This window comes from Acetobacter ascendens (assembly GCF_001766235.1).
Lineage (GTDB): Bacteria > Pseudomonadota > Alphaproteobacteria > Acetobacterales > Acetobacteraceae > Acetobacter > Acetobacter ascendens.
Genome location: NZ_CP015164.1, coordinates 840,724 through 854,855, shown reverse-complemented (window position 1 = coordinate 854,855; position 14,132 = coordinate 840,724). Strand labels below are relative to the sequence as shown.

The window sequence follows — 14,132 nt, the reverse complement described above, 5'->3', positions numbered from 1 at the left end:
TAAAAATTTCAAAAACAATCTATCAGGATTCTGTAAACCAATCTGCCATGCGAGAAGCAAGCCTTTGTGCAACTTCCTCCTTTAGCATGTGCGGCCAGCGCTCGCTCCCTTGGGCGGTTATCAGAACAACCTGATTACTATCACCCCCCATAATGCCTGTGCCAGCACTTACATCGTTTGCAACAATCCAATCACACCCCTTGCGCTGGCGCTTGGCGGTTGCGTGTTCTTCAACCTTTTCGGTTTCAGCCGCAAACCCCACAACAAGCGCAGGCCGCTGTGAGCCGGGAGTAGAAATTTCGGCCAGAATATCTGGATTAGACACCAGCCGAATAGGAGCAGGCACATCATCCCGGCTGATTTTTTTGATTTTTTGCCCAGCCAGCACCTCAGGCCGCCAATCTGCCACTGCCGCAGTGCAAACTGCCGCATCAAACGGGACCGCAGCTTTAACACACGCCAACATCTGGCAAGCTGTTTCGCACGGAACATACGTCACGCCGGCAGGAGCACGCAACGTGGTCGGGCCACTTACCAATGTAACGGAAGCGCCCAGATCGGCCAATGCGGCTGCAACGGCATAGCCCTGTTTGCCGGATGATCGGTTGGCCAGATATCGCACCGGATCAAGCGGTTCATGCGTGGGCCCTGCTGTTACCAGAACAGATTTACCCGCTAAGGGGCCATTCTGCTGTTGTCTCTGGCGAAAAAAGGCCAGCACGGCATCCAAGATATCGGCGGGTTCTGGCATACGGCCCGCGCCAAATTCACCGCAGGCCATGGGGCCAATAGCTGGTGGCACAACATACACACCGCGCTGCTGCAACGTGGCCACGTTATCCTGCGTGGCGGCATGCTCCCACATTCTCACATTCATAGCGGGAACCGCCATTACCGGCGCATCTGTGGCCAATAAAAGCGTACTAGCCAGATCATCCGCCAAACCAGCCGTCATACGCGCCAACAAATTGGCAGACGCAGGACAAACAAGAACCAGATCTGCCCAGCGAGAAAGCGCAATATGCCCCATTTCCTGTTCAGCCGTTAAGGAGAACAGGCTTGTATAAACCGGCTCTTCACTTAACGCTTGCAAGGTAAGGGGGGTAACAAACTGGCTTCCGCCTTCCGTAAGCACGCAACGTACTTGCATGCCAGCGCCTTTAAGCAGGCGCACTAACTCCGGTGCTTTGAAGGCGGCAATACTACCGCCCACAACAAGCAAAACAGAACGGGAAGGCAAAGCCACATCCATACCTTTTGGCCTTACACGCGCCAACCGGAATGAATAGCCGCAATACCACCAGAAAGAGACTGATACCGCACGTGAGAGAACCCGGCCTCACGGAACATATCTGCCAGTGTTTCCTGATCCGGGAAGGTGCGGATGCTTTCTGCCAGATACTGGTAGCTTTCACGATCCTTGGCAATCAGGTTGCCCATGGCGGGCAGCACCTTGAAAGACCACGCATCATAGATAGGAGCCAGAGCCGCCACCTGAACGCGAGAGAATTCCAGACACAGAAAGCGTCCGCCGGGTTTGAGCACACGCCGGGCTTCACGCAGCACGGCCATTTTATCCGTGCAGTTGCGCAGGCCAAAAGCGATGGAAACCCGATCTACTGACATATCACGCAGCGGAATGGCTTCTGCATCCACAACGCAAAAAGACAGGTCAGAGACAAAACCACGATCAATGGCGCGGTCCCGCCCAACAGACAGCATGCTGCTGTTAATGTCGGTCATAATAGCGGAACCGCCGCCACCCTTCAGCCAGCCAAAGGTAATATCACCTGTGCCACCGGCCAGATCCAACAAAGACATACCGGGCTGCGGGCCAAGCTCTGTTACAAAAATACGCTTCCATACCCGATGGATGCCAAGGGACATGATGTCATTCATCACGTCATACTTGCCAGCGACGCTATCAAACACGTCACGAACAAGGTTTTTTTTTTCTTCCTTCCTTACGGAGCGGAAGCCGAAATCCGTTTCTTCCACTGTTGCGCCAGAAGAAGCGGGGGAGGACGTAAAGCTGTTGTCGGTCATGGGGTTCCCCTATACCCTGCTTTTTAGCCATGCCGGAACTCCCTGAAGTAGAAACCGTAATGCGCGGGATGCAGATTGCCCTGCAAAACGGTACCATCAAAGAAGCAATTGTGCGCCGTCATGACCTGAGATGGCGGATTCCTGCCGATTTCTCACAAACAATCAAAGGCCGCCGGATAGAAGGCTTTCGTCGCCGGGGCAAATATATTCTTATGCGCCTGTCTGGTGGAATGTCCATAATCTGGCATTTGGGTATGTCTGGGCGCGTGCTCCTCGATTCTCCGACCGAGCCGTTACTGCATGAGCACGTTGTGCTGATTCTGCAGGATGGAAAGCGCTGCGGATACATAGATCCCCGCCGATTTGGCATGCTGGATATTGTTCCCACGGATCGGGAGGATACCTACCCATTACTGGCAGGCATGGGGCCAGAGCCGCTTGAATCAGATTTCACCTTCAAAACACTATTGGTTGCCAGCAAAAACAGGCGGATGCCTATCAAACCCTTCCTGCTTGATCAGAAGGTTGTGGCAGGGTTGGGCAATATTTATGTGTGCGAAGCCCTGTTCCGGGCTGGCATTGCCCCAACCATGCCAGCTTGTAATCTTACAGCCCCTAAAGCCCGCAAATTAGCGCAGGCCATACGGGATGTGCTGGAAGAGGCCATAGAAGCCGGTGGTTCCAGCCTGAAAGATTATGTACGCCCAGAGGGAGGGTTAGGGTACTTCCAGCACGCGTGGCGGGTATATGGGCAAACGGGCAAACCATGCTCCAATTGCCCCGGCGCCCCCGCATGTTCTGGCGTGCAGCAGATAACACAAGCCGGACGATCCACATTTTTTTGTCCCCAAAGGCAGAAAAACGGGTAAAATCCTAGTGGTCGGCACGGAAGAAGCTTGACGGAAGGCGCTTAGGTGCATTACAGCACCGCTTACTCTTTTGGGTAGCGCGTTCCGGCGTGTCTGCCCTTTTAATCTTTCTTAAGTGCTGGACAGAATAGAAACTCATGGCGAATATCGCTTCGGCGCGTAAGCGCATCCGGCAGACCGCGAAGCGGACTGCTCGTAACACCGCCCGCAAATCCCGCATGCGTACTTTCATCAAGAAAGTAGAAACCGCAGTTGAAGCTGGTGATCATGGCGCTGCGCGCGAAGCACTGCGCCTTGCTCAGCCAGAAATCCAGCGTGCGGCCACTAAGGGCGTTATCCACCACAACACGGTGGCCCGCAAAATTTCCCGCCTGTCTGCCCGTGTGAAAGCACTGGCTCCGGCCTGAGGAAAGTGCGGGGCGACCTTATGGTGGCCATCTGACGCTTTGAGATAAAGCCGAATCATCACCCAGATGGTTCGGCTTTGTTTTTATCACCACCTTGGCTGGATAAAGCGCAAGCAGGGCAGGCAGCATGAAATATTGATTGCTCCATTTGCTCTCACTGCTTTACCTTGCAAGATGGCTTGGCGCTGTTCGGGCTATCTTCCGCAAGATACAAGCAAGCCTGCACCGTAGGCCGCCAAGGCCGTTACAGATGTTGCACAGAACCGGCAGCACATGTGCCGCCTATTTTGTGAATTGCGTGAACCCATTCGCGCCTTAATGACCGCTCGGGAGCAAAAATGACAATCGGAGTGGACGATGACGAAAGCGCCTTTCCCCGGCTTGAAGACGGCAAGGGGCTTGAGGAATCGTGGCTGCGTATCTGCGCCCGCCTGAAGGGCGAAGTTGGCGAAGTTGAATACCGCACCTGGCTGACCAAAATTGCGCTAGGCCCGATTGATGGTGATGAAATCACCCTGCTTTTACCCACACGCTTTTTGCGCGATTGGGTGAGAAGTCAGTATGGTGACCGCCTAAGTGAACTGTGGAATCAGGAAATCCCCAGTATCCGCCGGGTGGAGCTACAGGTTGCCCGCGCGGGTGATCCTGCCCCCATCCCCTTAGAAAATGTGCCTAGCGCCAGCACTGCAACACCCGTGCAGGAAGAGGTAACCCCAGTAGCACGCACCGCACCAGAAGTGCGGAGTGATTTGGTAACGGCGCTGGATAGCCGCTTTACGTTTGATACATTTGTTGTGGGCAAGCCGAACGAATTTGCTTACGCCTGCGCCCGCCGCGTTGCAGAAAAACCCTCCAGTGTTGGGTTTAACCCGCTGTTCCTTTATGGCGGCGTTGGGCTAGGTAAAACGCATCTGATGCACGCCATCGGGGCCGAGCTGATCCAGAGCGGCAATGTATCCGTGGCCTACATGTCTGCCGAAAAGTTCATGTATCGGTTTATTGCGGCCATTCGCTCGCAGTCCACCATTGAGTTCAAGGAGCAACTGCGCTCCGTCGATGTGCTGATGATTGACGATTTGCAGTTCCTGATTGGCAAGGACAACACGCAGGAAGAATTCTTCCATACCTTTAACGCACTGGTGGATGCCGGACGACAGATTGTGGTTTCGGCTGATAAATCTCCGTCCGATCTTTCAGGGCTGGAAGATCGGCTGCGCACGCGCTTGGGCTGCGGCATGGTGGCAGATATTCATGCCACCACGTTTGAACTGCGTATTTCCATTCTGGAATCAAAAGCCGCGGCCTCTGGTGTTGTTGTACCCGGTAAGGTGTTGGAATTTCTGGCGCACAAAATCACGTCCAATGTGCGTGAACTGGAAGGCGCGCTCAACCGTCTGATTGCTCATGCCAACCTGTTTGGCCGCCCGGTTACACTGGAAGCCACGCAGGAAGTGCTGCACGATATCCTCAAAGCGCATGACCGGCGTGTGACGATTGAAGAAATCCAGAAAAAAGTGGCAGAACACTGGAACATCCGCCTGACAGACATGTCATCTGCCCGTAGAGCGCGCAATGTGGCGCGGCCCCGGCAGGTTGCCATGTATCTGGCCAAGCAGCTTACAAGCCGCTCTTTGCCTGAAATTGGGCGCAAGTTCGGTAATCGTGACCATACAACCGTTATGCATGCGGTAAATCGTGTAACGGAACTTATGGGGCTGGATGCAGCTTTTGCAGAAGATGTGGAACTCCTGCGGCGAATGCTGGAAAGCTGAAAACGTAGAGATTCCAAAGGGATTGACTGATAACGCCCACCTGTTACTTTTCGAGGTGGAAAAAGCGAATGCCTCTTGCAAAACAGAGGCCCTGTCTTGCAGGAAAGAGGGTTAGATGAAGTTTTCGGCGGAACGCGCAACACTGCTTAAGGCATTGGCCCATATCCAGAGTGTTGCGGAAAAGCGTAACACCATTCCCATTCTAGCCAATGTTCTTATTCAGGCAGCTAACGGACAGCTCAGCCTGAAAGCCACAGATATGGAAATTGAAGTGGTTGAAGGTGTTCCCGCCAAAATTTCGCGGGAAGGGGCCACAACGGCACCAGCAGCTGTTTTGTACGAAATTGTACGCAAGCTGCCCGACGGCGTGGATGTGGAACTGGATCAGGCTGATAGCGAAGGCCCGCTTCTGCTGCGTGCTGGCCGCTACGCTACCCGCCTGAACGTGTTGAGTGTGGATGATTTTCCATCCATGGGGGCGGGGGATTTTCCATACCGCTTCAAGCTGCCTGCCACAACACTGCATTCGTTGATAGACCGTACACGGTTTGCCATTTCTACCGAAGAAACCCGCTATTACCTCAACGGTATCTTTCTGCATGGCACAGAAGTTGATGGCGATCCCAAGCTGCGCGCTGTGGCTACAGATGGACACCGCTTGGCCCGCGTGGAAGCTGATCTGCCAGCAGGTGCTGCCGGGATGCCGGGCGTTATTGTCCCGCGCAAAACAGTGGCTGAAGTGCGCAAGCTGATTGATGAAGCCCCGGAAAAAGTGGAAATTGCGCTTTCTGAAACGCGCATCCAGTTCACGGCCGGGCCTGTTACGCTTACGTCCAAGCTGATTGACGGCACATTTCCTGAATATGAACGTGTTATCCCACGCAACAACACACGCATTCTGCGGGTTGGCAAAAAAGACTTTGCCGATGCTGTAGCGCGTGTTGCCGCCATTAGTCAGGAACGCTCACGCCCGGTAAAGCTAACGCTTGAACCCGGCCTGCTTACTCTGTCTGCCAGCAGCACAGAGCAGGGCATGGCCAAGGAAGAGCTGGATGACAACCGCATTTCTTACGATGCAGAAGGGTTGGAAATCGGCTTTCAGGCGCGCTACCTTAACGACATCACAGATCAGGTAGAAAAAGAGGTGGAATTTGCGTTTGCAGATAGCGCATCCCCCACCATTGTGCGCGATGTAGATAGCCCATCCGCACTATATGTTCTCATGCCGATGCGCGTGTGATCCGTTTTTTTGTTTTAACACTTACGGCCTGCCTTCACTGCCAAAATGCAGGCAGGCCAACAGAAGCTGCGTGGCATGCCCCGGCTTCTTAAACTTACGCTTTCCAATTTTCGTAATTACGAACGGCTTGTGTGGTCTCCCGATGCAAACCTGTTGGTGCTGACGGGCGAAAACGGCAGCGGCAAAACCAATCTGCTAGAGGCTGTCTCTCTTCTCTCTCCGGGCAGAGGGTTGCGGGCTGCACCCCTTACACAATTCGGCCGCATGGGTGCGACCAACTGGGGCGTTTCTGCGCGCATTAAAACTGAAGATGAGTTTCTTGAACTCGGCACCGGCACACAGGGCGGGCAGGAAAGGCCGCGCCGTGTTTTTTTACTGAATGGCCGGCAAATCCGGGGGCAAGAGGCGTGGGAAGATACCCTCGCCACTGTGTGGATTACCCCGCAGATGGATCGATTATTTAGTGAGGGCACCTCAGGCAGGCGGCGCTTTCTGGATCGGCTGGTTATGGCGGTTACACCGCACCATGCGCGAGAGCTGGCTGCGTACGACCGCGCCATGACGCAACGTAACCGTCTGCTACAAACACGTTTTTCCGAACACTCATGGTTATCCGGGTTGGAGGCCTCCATGGCGCGGCATGCTGTGGCTGTTGCCGCAGCACGGCAAGAAACCGTGCGCCAGATTTGCCATTATGCCCAAAATGGTCTGGGTGCTTTTCCTGCTGCCATTGCGATGCTGCAATGCGCTATTGCCCAAAAACTGGAAACATCTCCAGCGCTGGCTGTAGAGGACTGGTTGCGCGAAAAACTTGCCGATCTGCGCGAAGATGACGCCACACGCGGCCGCGCCACATTTGGCACGCATCGCAGTGATTTTCTGCTAGAAGATCTGACGTCTCGGCAGCCCGCCGCACTAGCAAGCACTGGCCAGCAGAAATCCTTGCTTATTGGCGTTGTACTGGCACATGCCCGGCTTGTAACCGACTACCGTGGGCAGCCGCCCATTTTGCTATTGGATGAACCTTTAGTGCATTTGGATGCCGCGCGTCGGGCCTCATTGCTGGAAATTGTGCAGGATTTTCGCACAACCGTGTTGCTTACCGGCACAGATCAGGCACCTTTTGCGCCGCTTAAGCAGAGTGCCCAGTTTGAAACCCTGAAAAACGGAGCTTTTTTGCCCTCAGGGTCATAAAACATGCTGCTCAATCTGGCCCCAGAGGTCTGATCAGGGTATAAGAATAAAAGGTTTTTTGTTCTTTCCTGTACGGAGCGTACCGTTCTTATGACCGACCTCTCTCAGCCCACGCCATCTGCCGTTTCCGAAGAGTATGATGCCGCGTCGATCTCTGTGCTGAAGGGGCTGGATGCTGTCCGTAAACGGCCCGGCATGTACATTGGTGATACGGATGATGGTTCCGGCCTGCACCACATGGCATTTGAAATTATCGATAACGCGGTGGATGAGGCTCAGGCCGGTTTTGCATCCCGCTGCATTGTCACTTTCAATGCAGATGGCAGCGTAAGCGTGCGCGATAACGGGCGCGGTATTCCCACAGATATGCATGCTGAAGAAGGCATTAGTGCTGCAGAAGTGGTGCTAACCCGGCTACATGCTGGCGGTAAGTTTAACCAGAACTCTTACAAGGTTTCTGGCGGCCTGCACGGTGTGGGTGCCGCTGTGGTGAATGCGCTGTCCGAATGGATGGAAGTACGCATCTGGCGTAACGGGAAGGAACATTTCATTCGCTTCCAACATGGTGAGCGTGATGCCCCGCTGGAAGTGGTTGGCCCATCTTCCGAGCCCTCAGGCACGGAAGTAACCTTTAAACCCAGCCGTGAAACATTCCCCAAAACGGATTTCGATTTCACCATTCTGGAACGCCGCCTGCGTGAACTGGCCTTTCTTAACTCCGGGCTGGAAATTGTGCTGCGTGATGCACGCGTTACCCCCGTGCGGGAAGAAAAATTCTTTTACGAAGGTGGGCTAGAAGCTTTTGTAAATTGGCTAGATCGGTCTCGCACCTCGCTGTTTACACCTCCCATTACTGGCAGTCTGGAAAACCCGGATAACGGCATTAAGGTTGAGTTTGCGCTCACATGGAATGATAGCTTCCATGAAACCATGCTGTGCTTCACCAACAACATTCCGCAGCGTGATGGTGGGGCCCATTTGGCTGGTTTCCGTCAGGCGCTTACACGTGTTGTTGGCAAATATGCCGAAAGCATTGCCAAAAAAGATGCGCTTTCCCTGCAAGGGGAAGATATGCGTGAAGGGCTGACGGCTGTTCTGTCCGTTAAGGTGCCAGACCCCAAGTTCTCATCTCAGACCAAGGACAAGCTGGTTTCTTCCGAAGTGCAGCCGGTTGTGCATGCGGCGGCGGCAGACATTATCAGCCATTGGTTTGAAACCCACCCCAAAGAAGCAAAAATTGTTGTCTCCAAGGTGCTGGATGCGGCCTCTGCGCGTGAAGCAGCCCGTAAGGCGCGTGAACTAACACGCCGCAAAGGTGTGCTGGACGTTTCATCACTTCCCGGTAAGCTGGCAGACTGTCAGGCGCGTGACCCCGCCAAAGCTGAACTGTTTATTGTGGAGGGTGATTCCGCAGGCGGTACCGCCAAACAGGGGCGTGACAGACGCTTTCAGGCTATTCTGCCGCTTAAAGGTAAGATCCTGAACGTGGAGCGTGCCCGGTTTGACCGTATGCTGGGCTCTGCCGAAATTGGCACACTTATTACCGCACTGGGTACAGGCATTGGCCGAGGTGAGCCTGAGCAGGGTGGCTTCTCTATCGAGAAACTACGTTACCACCGTATTGTCATCATGACTGACGCTGATGTGGACGGCTCTCATATCCGTACACTGCTGCTAACATTCTTCTTCCGCCAGATGCCGGAACTGATTGAGCGTGGTTACCTCTATATCGCACAGCCACCGCTTTACCGTGCCAAACGCGGGAATGAAGAAACGTATCTGAAAGATGATGCCGCGCTGGAGCAATATCTGCTCAACAAAGCCCTGAACAACGCCAGCTTTGTTTATACAGATAAACGCGTTGTAAGCGGTGAAGAACTGGCAGCAGATCTTCCGTTCATCCGGCAGGCAGCGCAGGCTATTAACCGCCTTTCCAACCGTATTCCTTCCTGGATTATCGAACAGGTTGCTCTGGCTGGCGCACTCACCACAGATGTTGAACAGCTCCAGCAGCGGATGCCTGCACTGCAGCAACGCCTTGATGCGGCATCTGCTGAAAATGAAAAAAGCTGGAAAGCTGTTGCCAGTGCCGATGGTGTAGAATTGGCCCGCAATGTGCGTGGGGTAGGGGAAGTGTACCGTATTGACCCAACCATGTTGGCCAGTAACGATGCCCGCTGGCTGACCATGCAAGCAAACCGCCTACAAAAAGACTTTGCAGAGGGTGTAGCGTTGAAAAACGATACCACCGAACACCAGCTCAGTGGCCCGGCTGATCTTTATGCCCGGCTGCTGGCTCAGGGCCGCCGTGGGCTGACTATTAACCGCTTTAAAGGTCTGGGCGAAATGAATGACGCGCAGCTTTGGGAAACCACGCTAGATCCGGCCATGCGCACGCTGTTGCAGGTGCGCGTAGGTGATGTGGAAGAAGCTGGCGATGTCTTCACCACCCTGATGGGTGATATTGTAGAACCTCGGCGTGACTTCATTGTTGGCAACGCACTCAAGGTTGCCAATCTGGACGTCTAATACCTGCATAAAAAGGGAGAGAATTTATCTCTCCCTTAAAGAAGCTACAAAAAAGCCGCGGCCTGAAAAATCAGGTTGCGGCTTTTTGCTGGAAAGAAGGCTGGCTTCTAACAGTTTACCCTTTAATCAGAGCATCAATCTGTTTGAACTGCTCCAGCAGGGCAGGCAGGTTTTTAATCGGCAGCATGTTGGGGCCATCACTCGGTGCTTGGTCTGGGTTCTCATGCGTTTCAATAAACAGAGACGCCACACCAATTGCCAAAGCAGCACGAGAGAGCACTGGGGCAAACTCACGCTGGCCACCAGATGCACCACCCAAGCCACCAGGCTGCTGCACAGAATGCGTGGCATCAAACACAACAGGGTAACCGGTCTGAGCCATAATGGGCAGGCCACGCATATCGTTTACCAGCGTATTATAGCCAAAGCTGGTGCCTCGTTCACACAGCATGATGCGATTATTGCCGGTAGAGGCAATTTTGGCCGCCACATGCTTCATGTCCCACGGGGCAAGAAACTGGCCTTTTTTCACGTTCACCGCAGCGCCTGTTTTACCGGCGGCTAACAGCAAATCTGTCTGGCGACACAGAAAAGCGGGAATTTGCAGCACATCCACGGCTTCAGCCACAGGCGCACACTGCTCTGGCGCATGCACGTCTGTCAGCACCGGAATATCCAGCGTGTTCCGCACATTTGCCAGAATATCCAGCCCTTCTGCCATACCAATGCCGCGCGCGCTGGAAATGCTGGTGCGGTTGGCTTTATCGAACGAGCTTTTGTAAATCAGCCCGATACCAGCCTTCTGGCAGATCTCCTTCAGCGCTGTGGCTGTTTCCATTGCATGCGCAGCGGATTCAATCTGGCACGGCCCGGCAATCAGCACAAATGGCTGATCGTTCCCGATGTACAAAGAACCAAGCTGGAAATCTGAACCCGGTGCCTGCATCATGCTTTTTTAGCCTTTTCCAGCGCAGCCCCAACAAACCCCGCAAACAGCGGGTGCGGTGCAAACGGGCGAGACTTGAGTTCTGGATGATACTGCACAGCAATGAACCACGGATGATCTGGGTATTCCACCACTTCTGGCAAGATACCATCTGGTGAAAGGCCGGAAAACTTCATCCCGGCTTTTTCAAGCTGATCCTTGTAATGGATATTCACTTCATACCGATGGCGATGCCGCTCACGAATGGAGGCCGCGCTATACACTTCTGCAGCGCGGGAACCTTCAATCAACTTGGCGGGGTAAGCGCCCAGACGCATGGTGCCACCGAGTTCCCCACCTTCGCTCCGGCGCAGGCGTTCGTTACCGCGTGCCCATTCGGTCATCAGCCCCACCAGAGGCTCTTCCGTATAGCCAAATTCGGTGGAAGATGCGTTGGGCAGATCTGCCAGATTGCGGGCACATTCAATAACCGCCATCTGCATGCCAAAGCATATGCCAAGGAACGGAATACCTTTTTCACGCGCAAAACGAATGGCCTCAATTTTGCCCTGAGACCCACGCTCACCAAACCCGCCGGGCACCAGAATGGCATCTACACCGCCCAGTTTGGCTTCCAGTGATGCTGGATCTTTTTCAAAAACCTCTGCATCCACCCAATCCAAAATAACTTTGGTGCGGTGGGCAATGCCACCATGCAGCAGGGCTTCGTTCAGAGATTTGTAGCTATCCAGCAAGGCTGTATATTTGCCAACCACTGCAATGCGCACCTCGTTATCCGGGTGGCGGATGGCATCTACAATCTTTTCCCACCCCATCAGATCAGGTTCTTCTGCATGCGGCAGACCGAAGTAACGCAGCACTTCGGTATCCATACCCTCTGCATGGTAGGAGAGAGGGCAGGAGTAAATGGTGTCCACATCCCGCGCGGCAATAACGGCTTCTGGCCGCACGTTACAGAAATTGGCAATCTTGCGCCGCTCTGTTGGCGGAATGGGGCGATCACACCGGCACAGCAGAATCTGCGGCTGGATACCCACATTCTGCAATTCCTTAACAGAATGCTGGGTTGGCTTAGTTTTCAGCTCACCCGCAGAAGGGATCCATGGCAGCAGCGTAAGGTGCACAACCATGGTCTGATCCGGACCCAGATCATTGCGCAACTGACGGATAGCTTCCAGAAACGGCAGGCTTTCAATATCGCCAACAGTGCCACCAATTTCCACCAACACGAAATCCAGATCATCTGTATTGGCAACGACAATATCTTTAATGGCATCCGTAATATGCGGGATAACCTGCACGGTTGCGCCCAGATAATCACCACGCCGTTCACGGGCGATAACATCTGAATAAATTTTGCCTGTTGTGGTGTTGTCTTCCTTGGAAGCATTCACCCCTGTGAAGCGTTCATAATGGCCAAGATCAAGGTCTGTCTCGGCGCCATCCTCGGTCACAAACACTTCCCCGTGCTGGTAGGGGCTCATGGTGCCGGGATCAACGTTCAGGTAGGGATCAAGCTTGCGTAGGCGCACTTTGTAGCCACGCGTCTGCAACAGGGCAGCAAGGGCAGCAGATGCAATGCCTTTGCCAAGAGAGGATACCACACCACCGGTGATAAAAACAAAGCGGGTCATGAGCAGACTTCCTACACGGACAAGGCCGGGCGGGTAAAGATGGACAAACGCAAACTACCGCATGCCACAGGACATGCGGAGCTGAAGGGATAAAAGGGCTCTCTCCTCACACATAGCGGAAAGGAGAGAGAAACCTGCATTTTACGGATGCGCCGGAGTAGCTGGCTGCGGAGCCGGAGCCGTTGTTACCGGAGCAGCAGGTGCGGGTGTGGTGGCTGCTGGGGGCTGGGCCAGAATATCATGCCCTTCACCCGTAACAGAGCCTTTGTAAAGCACGGCCAGCAACAGGGAAAGCAGCATGAACACACCAGCCAGCACAGCCGTTGTGCGCGTAAGCAGGTTGGCTGTTCCACGGCCGGACATGAAAGCCCCCATGCCCTGGCTGCTGCCAATTCCAAGGCCACCGCCTTCACTCCGCTGAATTAGCACAACGCCAATCAGGGCTATGGTCACACAGAAATGCAGGATCAGCAGGGCTGTGGTCATGTCAGATTCCAGATCAGAACAGCAAATCAGGCAGCAGATGCTGCACTGACGATGGAAAGAAACGCGTCCGCCTTAAGGCTGGCACCGCCAACAAGCGCACCCGCCACTTCAGGAATGGGCAGGATGGTGGCCGCATTCCCGGCGTTTACGGACCCTCCATACAGGATTTTGATGACTTTTCCAGCCTCTCCAAACTGTCGCACCAATTCTTCACGCAGGAATTTCATGGTTTCGGCAATCTGATCAGTAGTGGCAGCAAGGCCTGTACCAATCGCCCAGATAGGCTCATATGCCAAAATACCGTTGAAACCATCGGGCAGAGAACCCTTGATCTGCCAACCCAGCGCATCAAAGTGCTCACCAGTTTCGCGCTGATCTTCTGTTTCACCAATACAGACAATAGGGGTTAACCCGGCTTTGGTGGCAGCCATGGCTTTTTCACGCACTGTTTCGTCCAGCTCACCGTGTTCCTGACGGCGTTCTGAATGACCCAGAACAACATAAGACACACCCAGATCAGCCAGCATGGGGGCCGAAATATCACCCGTATGCGCGCCGGAAACTTCCTGATGGCAATCCTGCGCACCCAACTTTACTGGGGTGGGCTTAAGCATATCTGTCAGCAGCCCAAGCTGGGTAAAAGGCGGGCACACCACCACATCAGCACTATTGGCGGGCAAGCCGCTGGTAATAGCCTTGACGAGTTCCTGCGAATCACGGCTTAGGCCATTCATTTTCCAGTTGCCGACAATAATCTGTCTGGTCATGCCCTGCTCCTTGCCTGTAGCGCGCCATGCCAACGGGCACGCGCGTTTTATAATATAGTTCTTCCATGAAGGCTAAACCATAGACGCCCCCTTTGGGGCAAGAGAGCAGGCAGCTTATTCTTGCCTGTCTGGCGTGCAGGCGCGGTTATGTCTGGTCAAGCACCGCAGCTACCCTTATGGTGCCGCGCCTGTGCATACCCTTTGTGGTATGATGTTTTTTAAGCATAGCTGTGGATCCATCG

The 14,132-nt window shown here is 54.1% G+C and carries 12 protein-coding genes; 6 read left to right on the top strand and 6 right to left on the bottom strand.

The window, feature by feature from the left end:
• Positions 1–22: 22 nt before the first annotated feature.
• The gene (gene coaBC / locus A4S02_RS04150; RefSeq protein WP_070323037.1) at positions 23–1,252 is read right to left on the bottom strand and encodes a bifunctional phosphopantothenoylcysteine decarboxylase/phosphopantothenate--cysteine ligase CoaBC; all 1,230 of its coding nucleotides are present in this window, start codon (positions 1,250–1,252) and stop codon (positions 23–25) included.
• 11 nt (positions 1,253–1,263) lie between these two features.
• Entirely contained in the window at positions 1,264–2,046 is a 783-nt protein-coding gene (locus A4S02_RS04145) for a class I SAM-dependent methyltransferase (protein ID WP_070323036.1), read from the bottom strand.
• A gap of 29 nt (positions 2,047–2,075) precedes the next feature.
• On the opposite strand from A4S02_RS04145, the gene mutM reads away from it, so the two are divergent.
• From mutM to gyrB, 6 genes are all read left to right on the top strand, one after another.
• The gene (gene mutM, locus A4S02_RS04140; RefSeq protein WP_070323035.1) at positions 2,076–2,915 is read left to right on the top strand and encodes a bifunctional DNA-formamidopyrimidine glycosylase/DNA-(apurinic or apyrimidinic site) lyase; all 840 of its coding nucleotides are present in this window, start codon (positions 2,076–2,078) and stop codon (positions 2,913–2,915) included.
• Between the two features lie 137 nt (positions 2,916–3,052).
• Entirely contained in the window at positions 3,053–3,322 is a 270-nt protein-coding gene (rpsT, locus tag A4S02_RS04135) for a 30S ribosomal protein S20 (RefSeq protein ID WP_012812907.1), read from the top strand.
• A gap of 338 nt (positions 3,323–3,660) precedes the next feature.
• Positions 3,661–5,094 carry a chromosomal replication initiator protein DnaA gene (gene dnaA, locus A4S02_RS04130; protein WP_070323034.1) on the top strand — a complete coding sequence of 478 codons (1,434 nt, stop codon included), beginning with the start codon at positions 3,661–3,663 and terminating at the stop codon, positions 5,092–5,094.
• 115 nt (positions 5,095–5,209) lie between these two features.
• Positions 5,210–6,334 carry a DNA polymerase III subunit beta gene (gene dnaN / locus A4S02_RS04125; RefSeq protein ID WP_070323033.1) on the top strand — a complete coding sequence of 375 codons (1,125 nt, stop codon included), beginning with the start codon at positions 5,210–5,212 and terminating at the stop codon, positions 6,332–6,334.
• Between the two features lie 45 nt (positions 6,335–6,379).
• A complete protein-coding gene (gene recF / locus A4S02_RS04120; RefSeq protein WP_082246744.1) occupies positions 6,380–7,528 on the top strand; it encodes a DNA replication/repair protein RecF in 1,149 nt (382 codons plus the stop codon).
• Positions 7,529–7,618: 90 nt separating this feature from the next.
• Positions 7,619–10,057, top strand: a complete 2,439-nt coding sequence (gyrB, locus tag A4S02_RS04115; protein WP_019090301.1) for a DNA topoisomerase (ATP-hydrolyzing) subunit B — start codon at positions 7,619–7,621, stop codon at positions 10,055–10,057.
• Between the two features lie 115 nt (positions 10,058–10,172).
• Here the strand turns inward: gyrB and kdsA are convergent, their stop codons facing one another.
• The 4 genes from kdsA to tpiA form a co-directional block, all read right to left on the bottom strand.
• Entirely contained in the window at positions 10,173–11,006 is an 834-nt protein-coding gene (gene kdsA, locus A4S02_RS04110) for a 3-deoxy-8-phosphooctulonate synthase (RefSeq protein ID WP_082246743.1), read from the bottom strand.
• Positions 11,003–12,637 (bottom strand): CTP synthase, encoded by a 1,635-nt coding sequence (locus A4S02_RS04105; RefSeq protein ID WP_070323032.1) that lies wholly within the window; start codon positions 12,635–12,637, stop codon positions 11,003–11,005. Before A4S02_RS04105 ends, kdsA begins: the two co-directional genes overlap by 4 nt.
• Positions 12,638–12,778: 141 nt before the next feature.
• Positions 12,779–13,123, bottom strand: a complete 345-nt coding sequence (gene secG, locus A4S02_RS04100) for a preprotein translocase subunit SecG (RefSeq protein ID WP_019090298.1) — start codon at positions 13,121–13,123, stop codon at positions 12,779–12,781.
• 26 nt (positions 13,124–13,149) lie between these two features.
• Entirely contained in the window at positions 13,150–13,890 is a 741-nt protein-coding gene (gene tpiA / locus A4S02_RS04095) for a triose-phosphate isomerase (protein WP_019090297.1), read from the bottom strand.
• Positions 13,891–14,132: the final 242 nt, after the last annotated feature.

What these genes read in the sequence shown, in the direction of transcription:
- kdsA (WP_082246743.1), bottom strand. Translation starts at nt 11,006, where the DNA reads ATGATGCAGGCACCGGGTTCAGATTTCCAGCTTGGTTCTTTGTACATC.
- tpiA (WP_019090297.1), bottom strand. Translation starts at nt 13,890, where the DNA reads ATGACCAGACAGATTATTGTCGGCAACTGGAAAATGAATGGCCTAAGC.
- dnaA (WP_070323034.1), top strand. Translation starts at nt 3,661, where the DNA reads ATGACAATCGGAGTGGACGATGACGAAAGCGCCTTTCCCCGGCTTGAA.
- A4S02_RS04145 (WP_070323036.1), bottom strand. Translation starts at nt 2,046, where the DNA reads ATGACCGACAACAGCTTTACGTCCTCCCCCGCTTCTTCTGGCGCAACA.
- gyrB (WP_019090301.1), top strand. Translation starts at nt 7,619, where the DNA reads ATGACCGACCTCTCTCAGCCCACGCCATCTGCCGTTTCCGAAGAGTAT.
- dnaN (WP_070323033.1), top strand. Translation starts at nt 5,210, where the DNA reads ATGAAGTTTTCGGCGGAACGCGCAACACTGCTTAAGGCATTGGCCCAT.
- secG (WP_019090298.1), bottom strand. Translation starts at nt 13,123, where the DNA reads ATGACCACAGCCCTGCTGATCCTGCATTTCTGTGTGACCATAGCCCTG.
- coaBC (WP_070323037.1), bottom strand. Translation starts at nt 1,252, where the DNA reads ATGGATGTGGCTTTGCCTTCCCGTTCTGTTTTGCTTGTTGTGGGCGGT.
- rpsT (WP_012812907.1), top strand. Translation starts at nt 3,053, where the DNA reads ATGGCGAATATCGCTTCGGCGCGTAAGCGCATCCGGCAGACCGCGAAG.
- A4S02_RS04105 (WP_070323032.1), bottom strand. Translation starts at nt 12,637, where the DNA reads ATGACCCGCTTTGTTTTTATCACCGGTGGTGTGGTATCCTCTCTTGGC.
- recF (WP_082246744.1), top strand. Translation starts at nt 6,380, where the DNA reads ATGCAGGCAGGCCAACAGAAGCTGCGTGGCATGCCCCGGCTTCTTAAA.
- mutM (WP_070323035.1), top strand. Translation starts at nt 2,076, where the DNA reads ATGCCGGAACTCCCTGAAGTAGAAACCGTAATGCGCGGGATGCAGATT.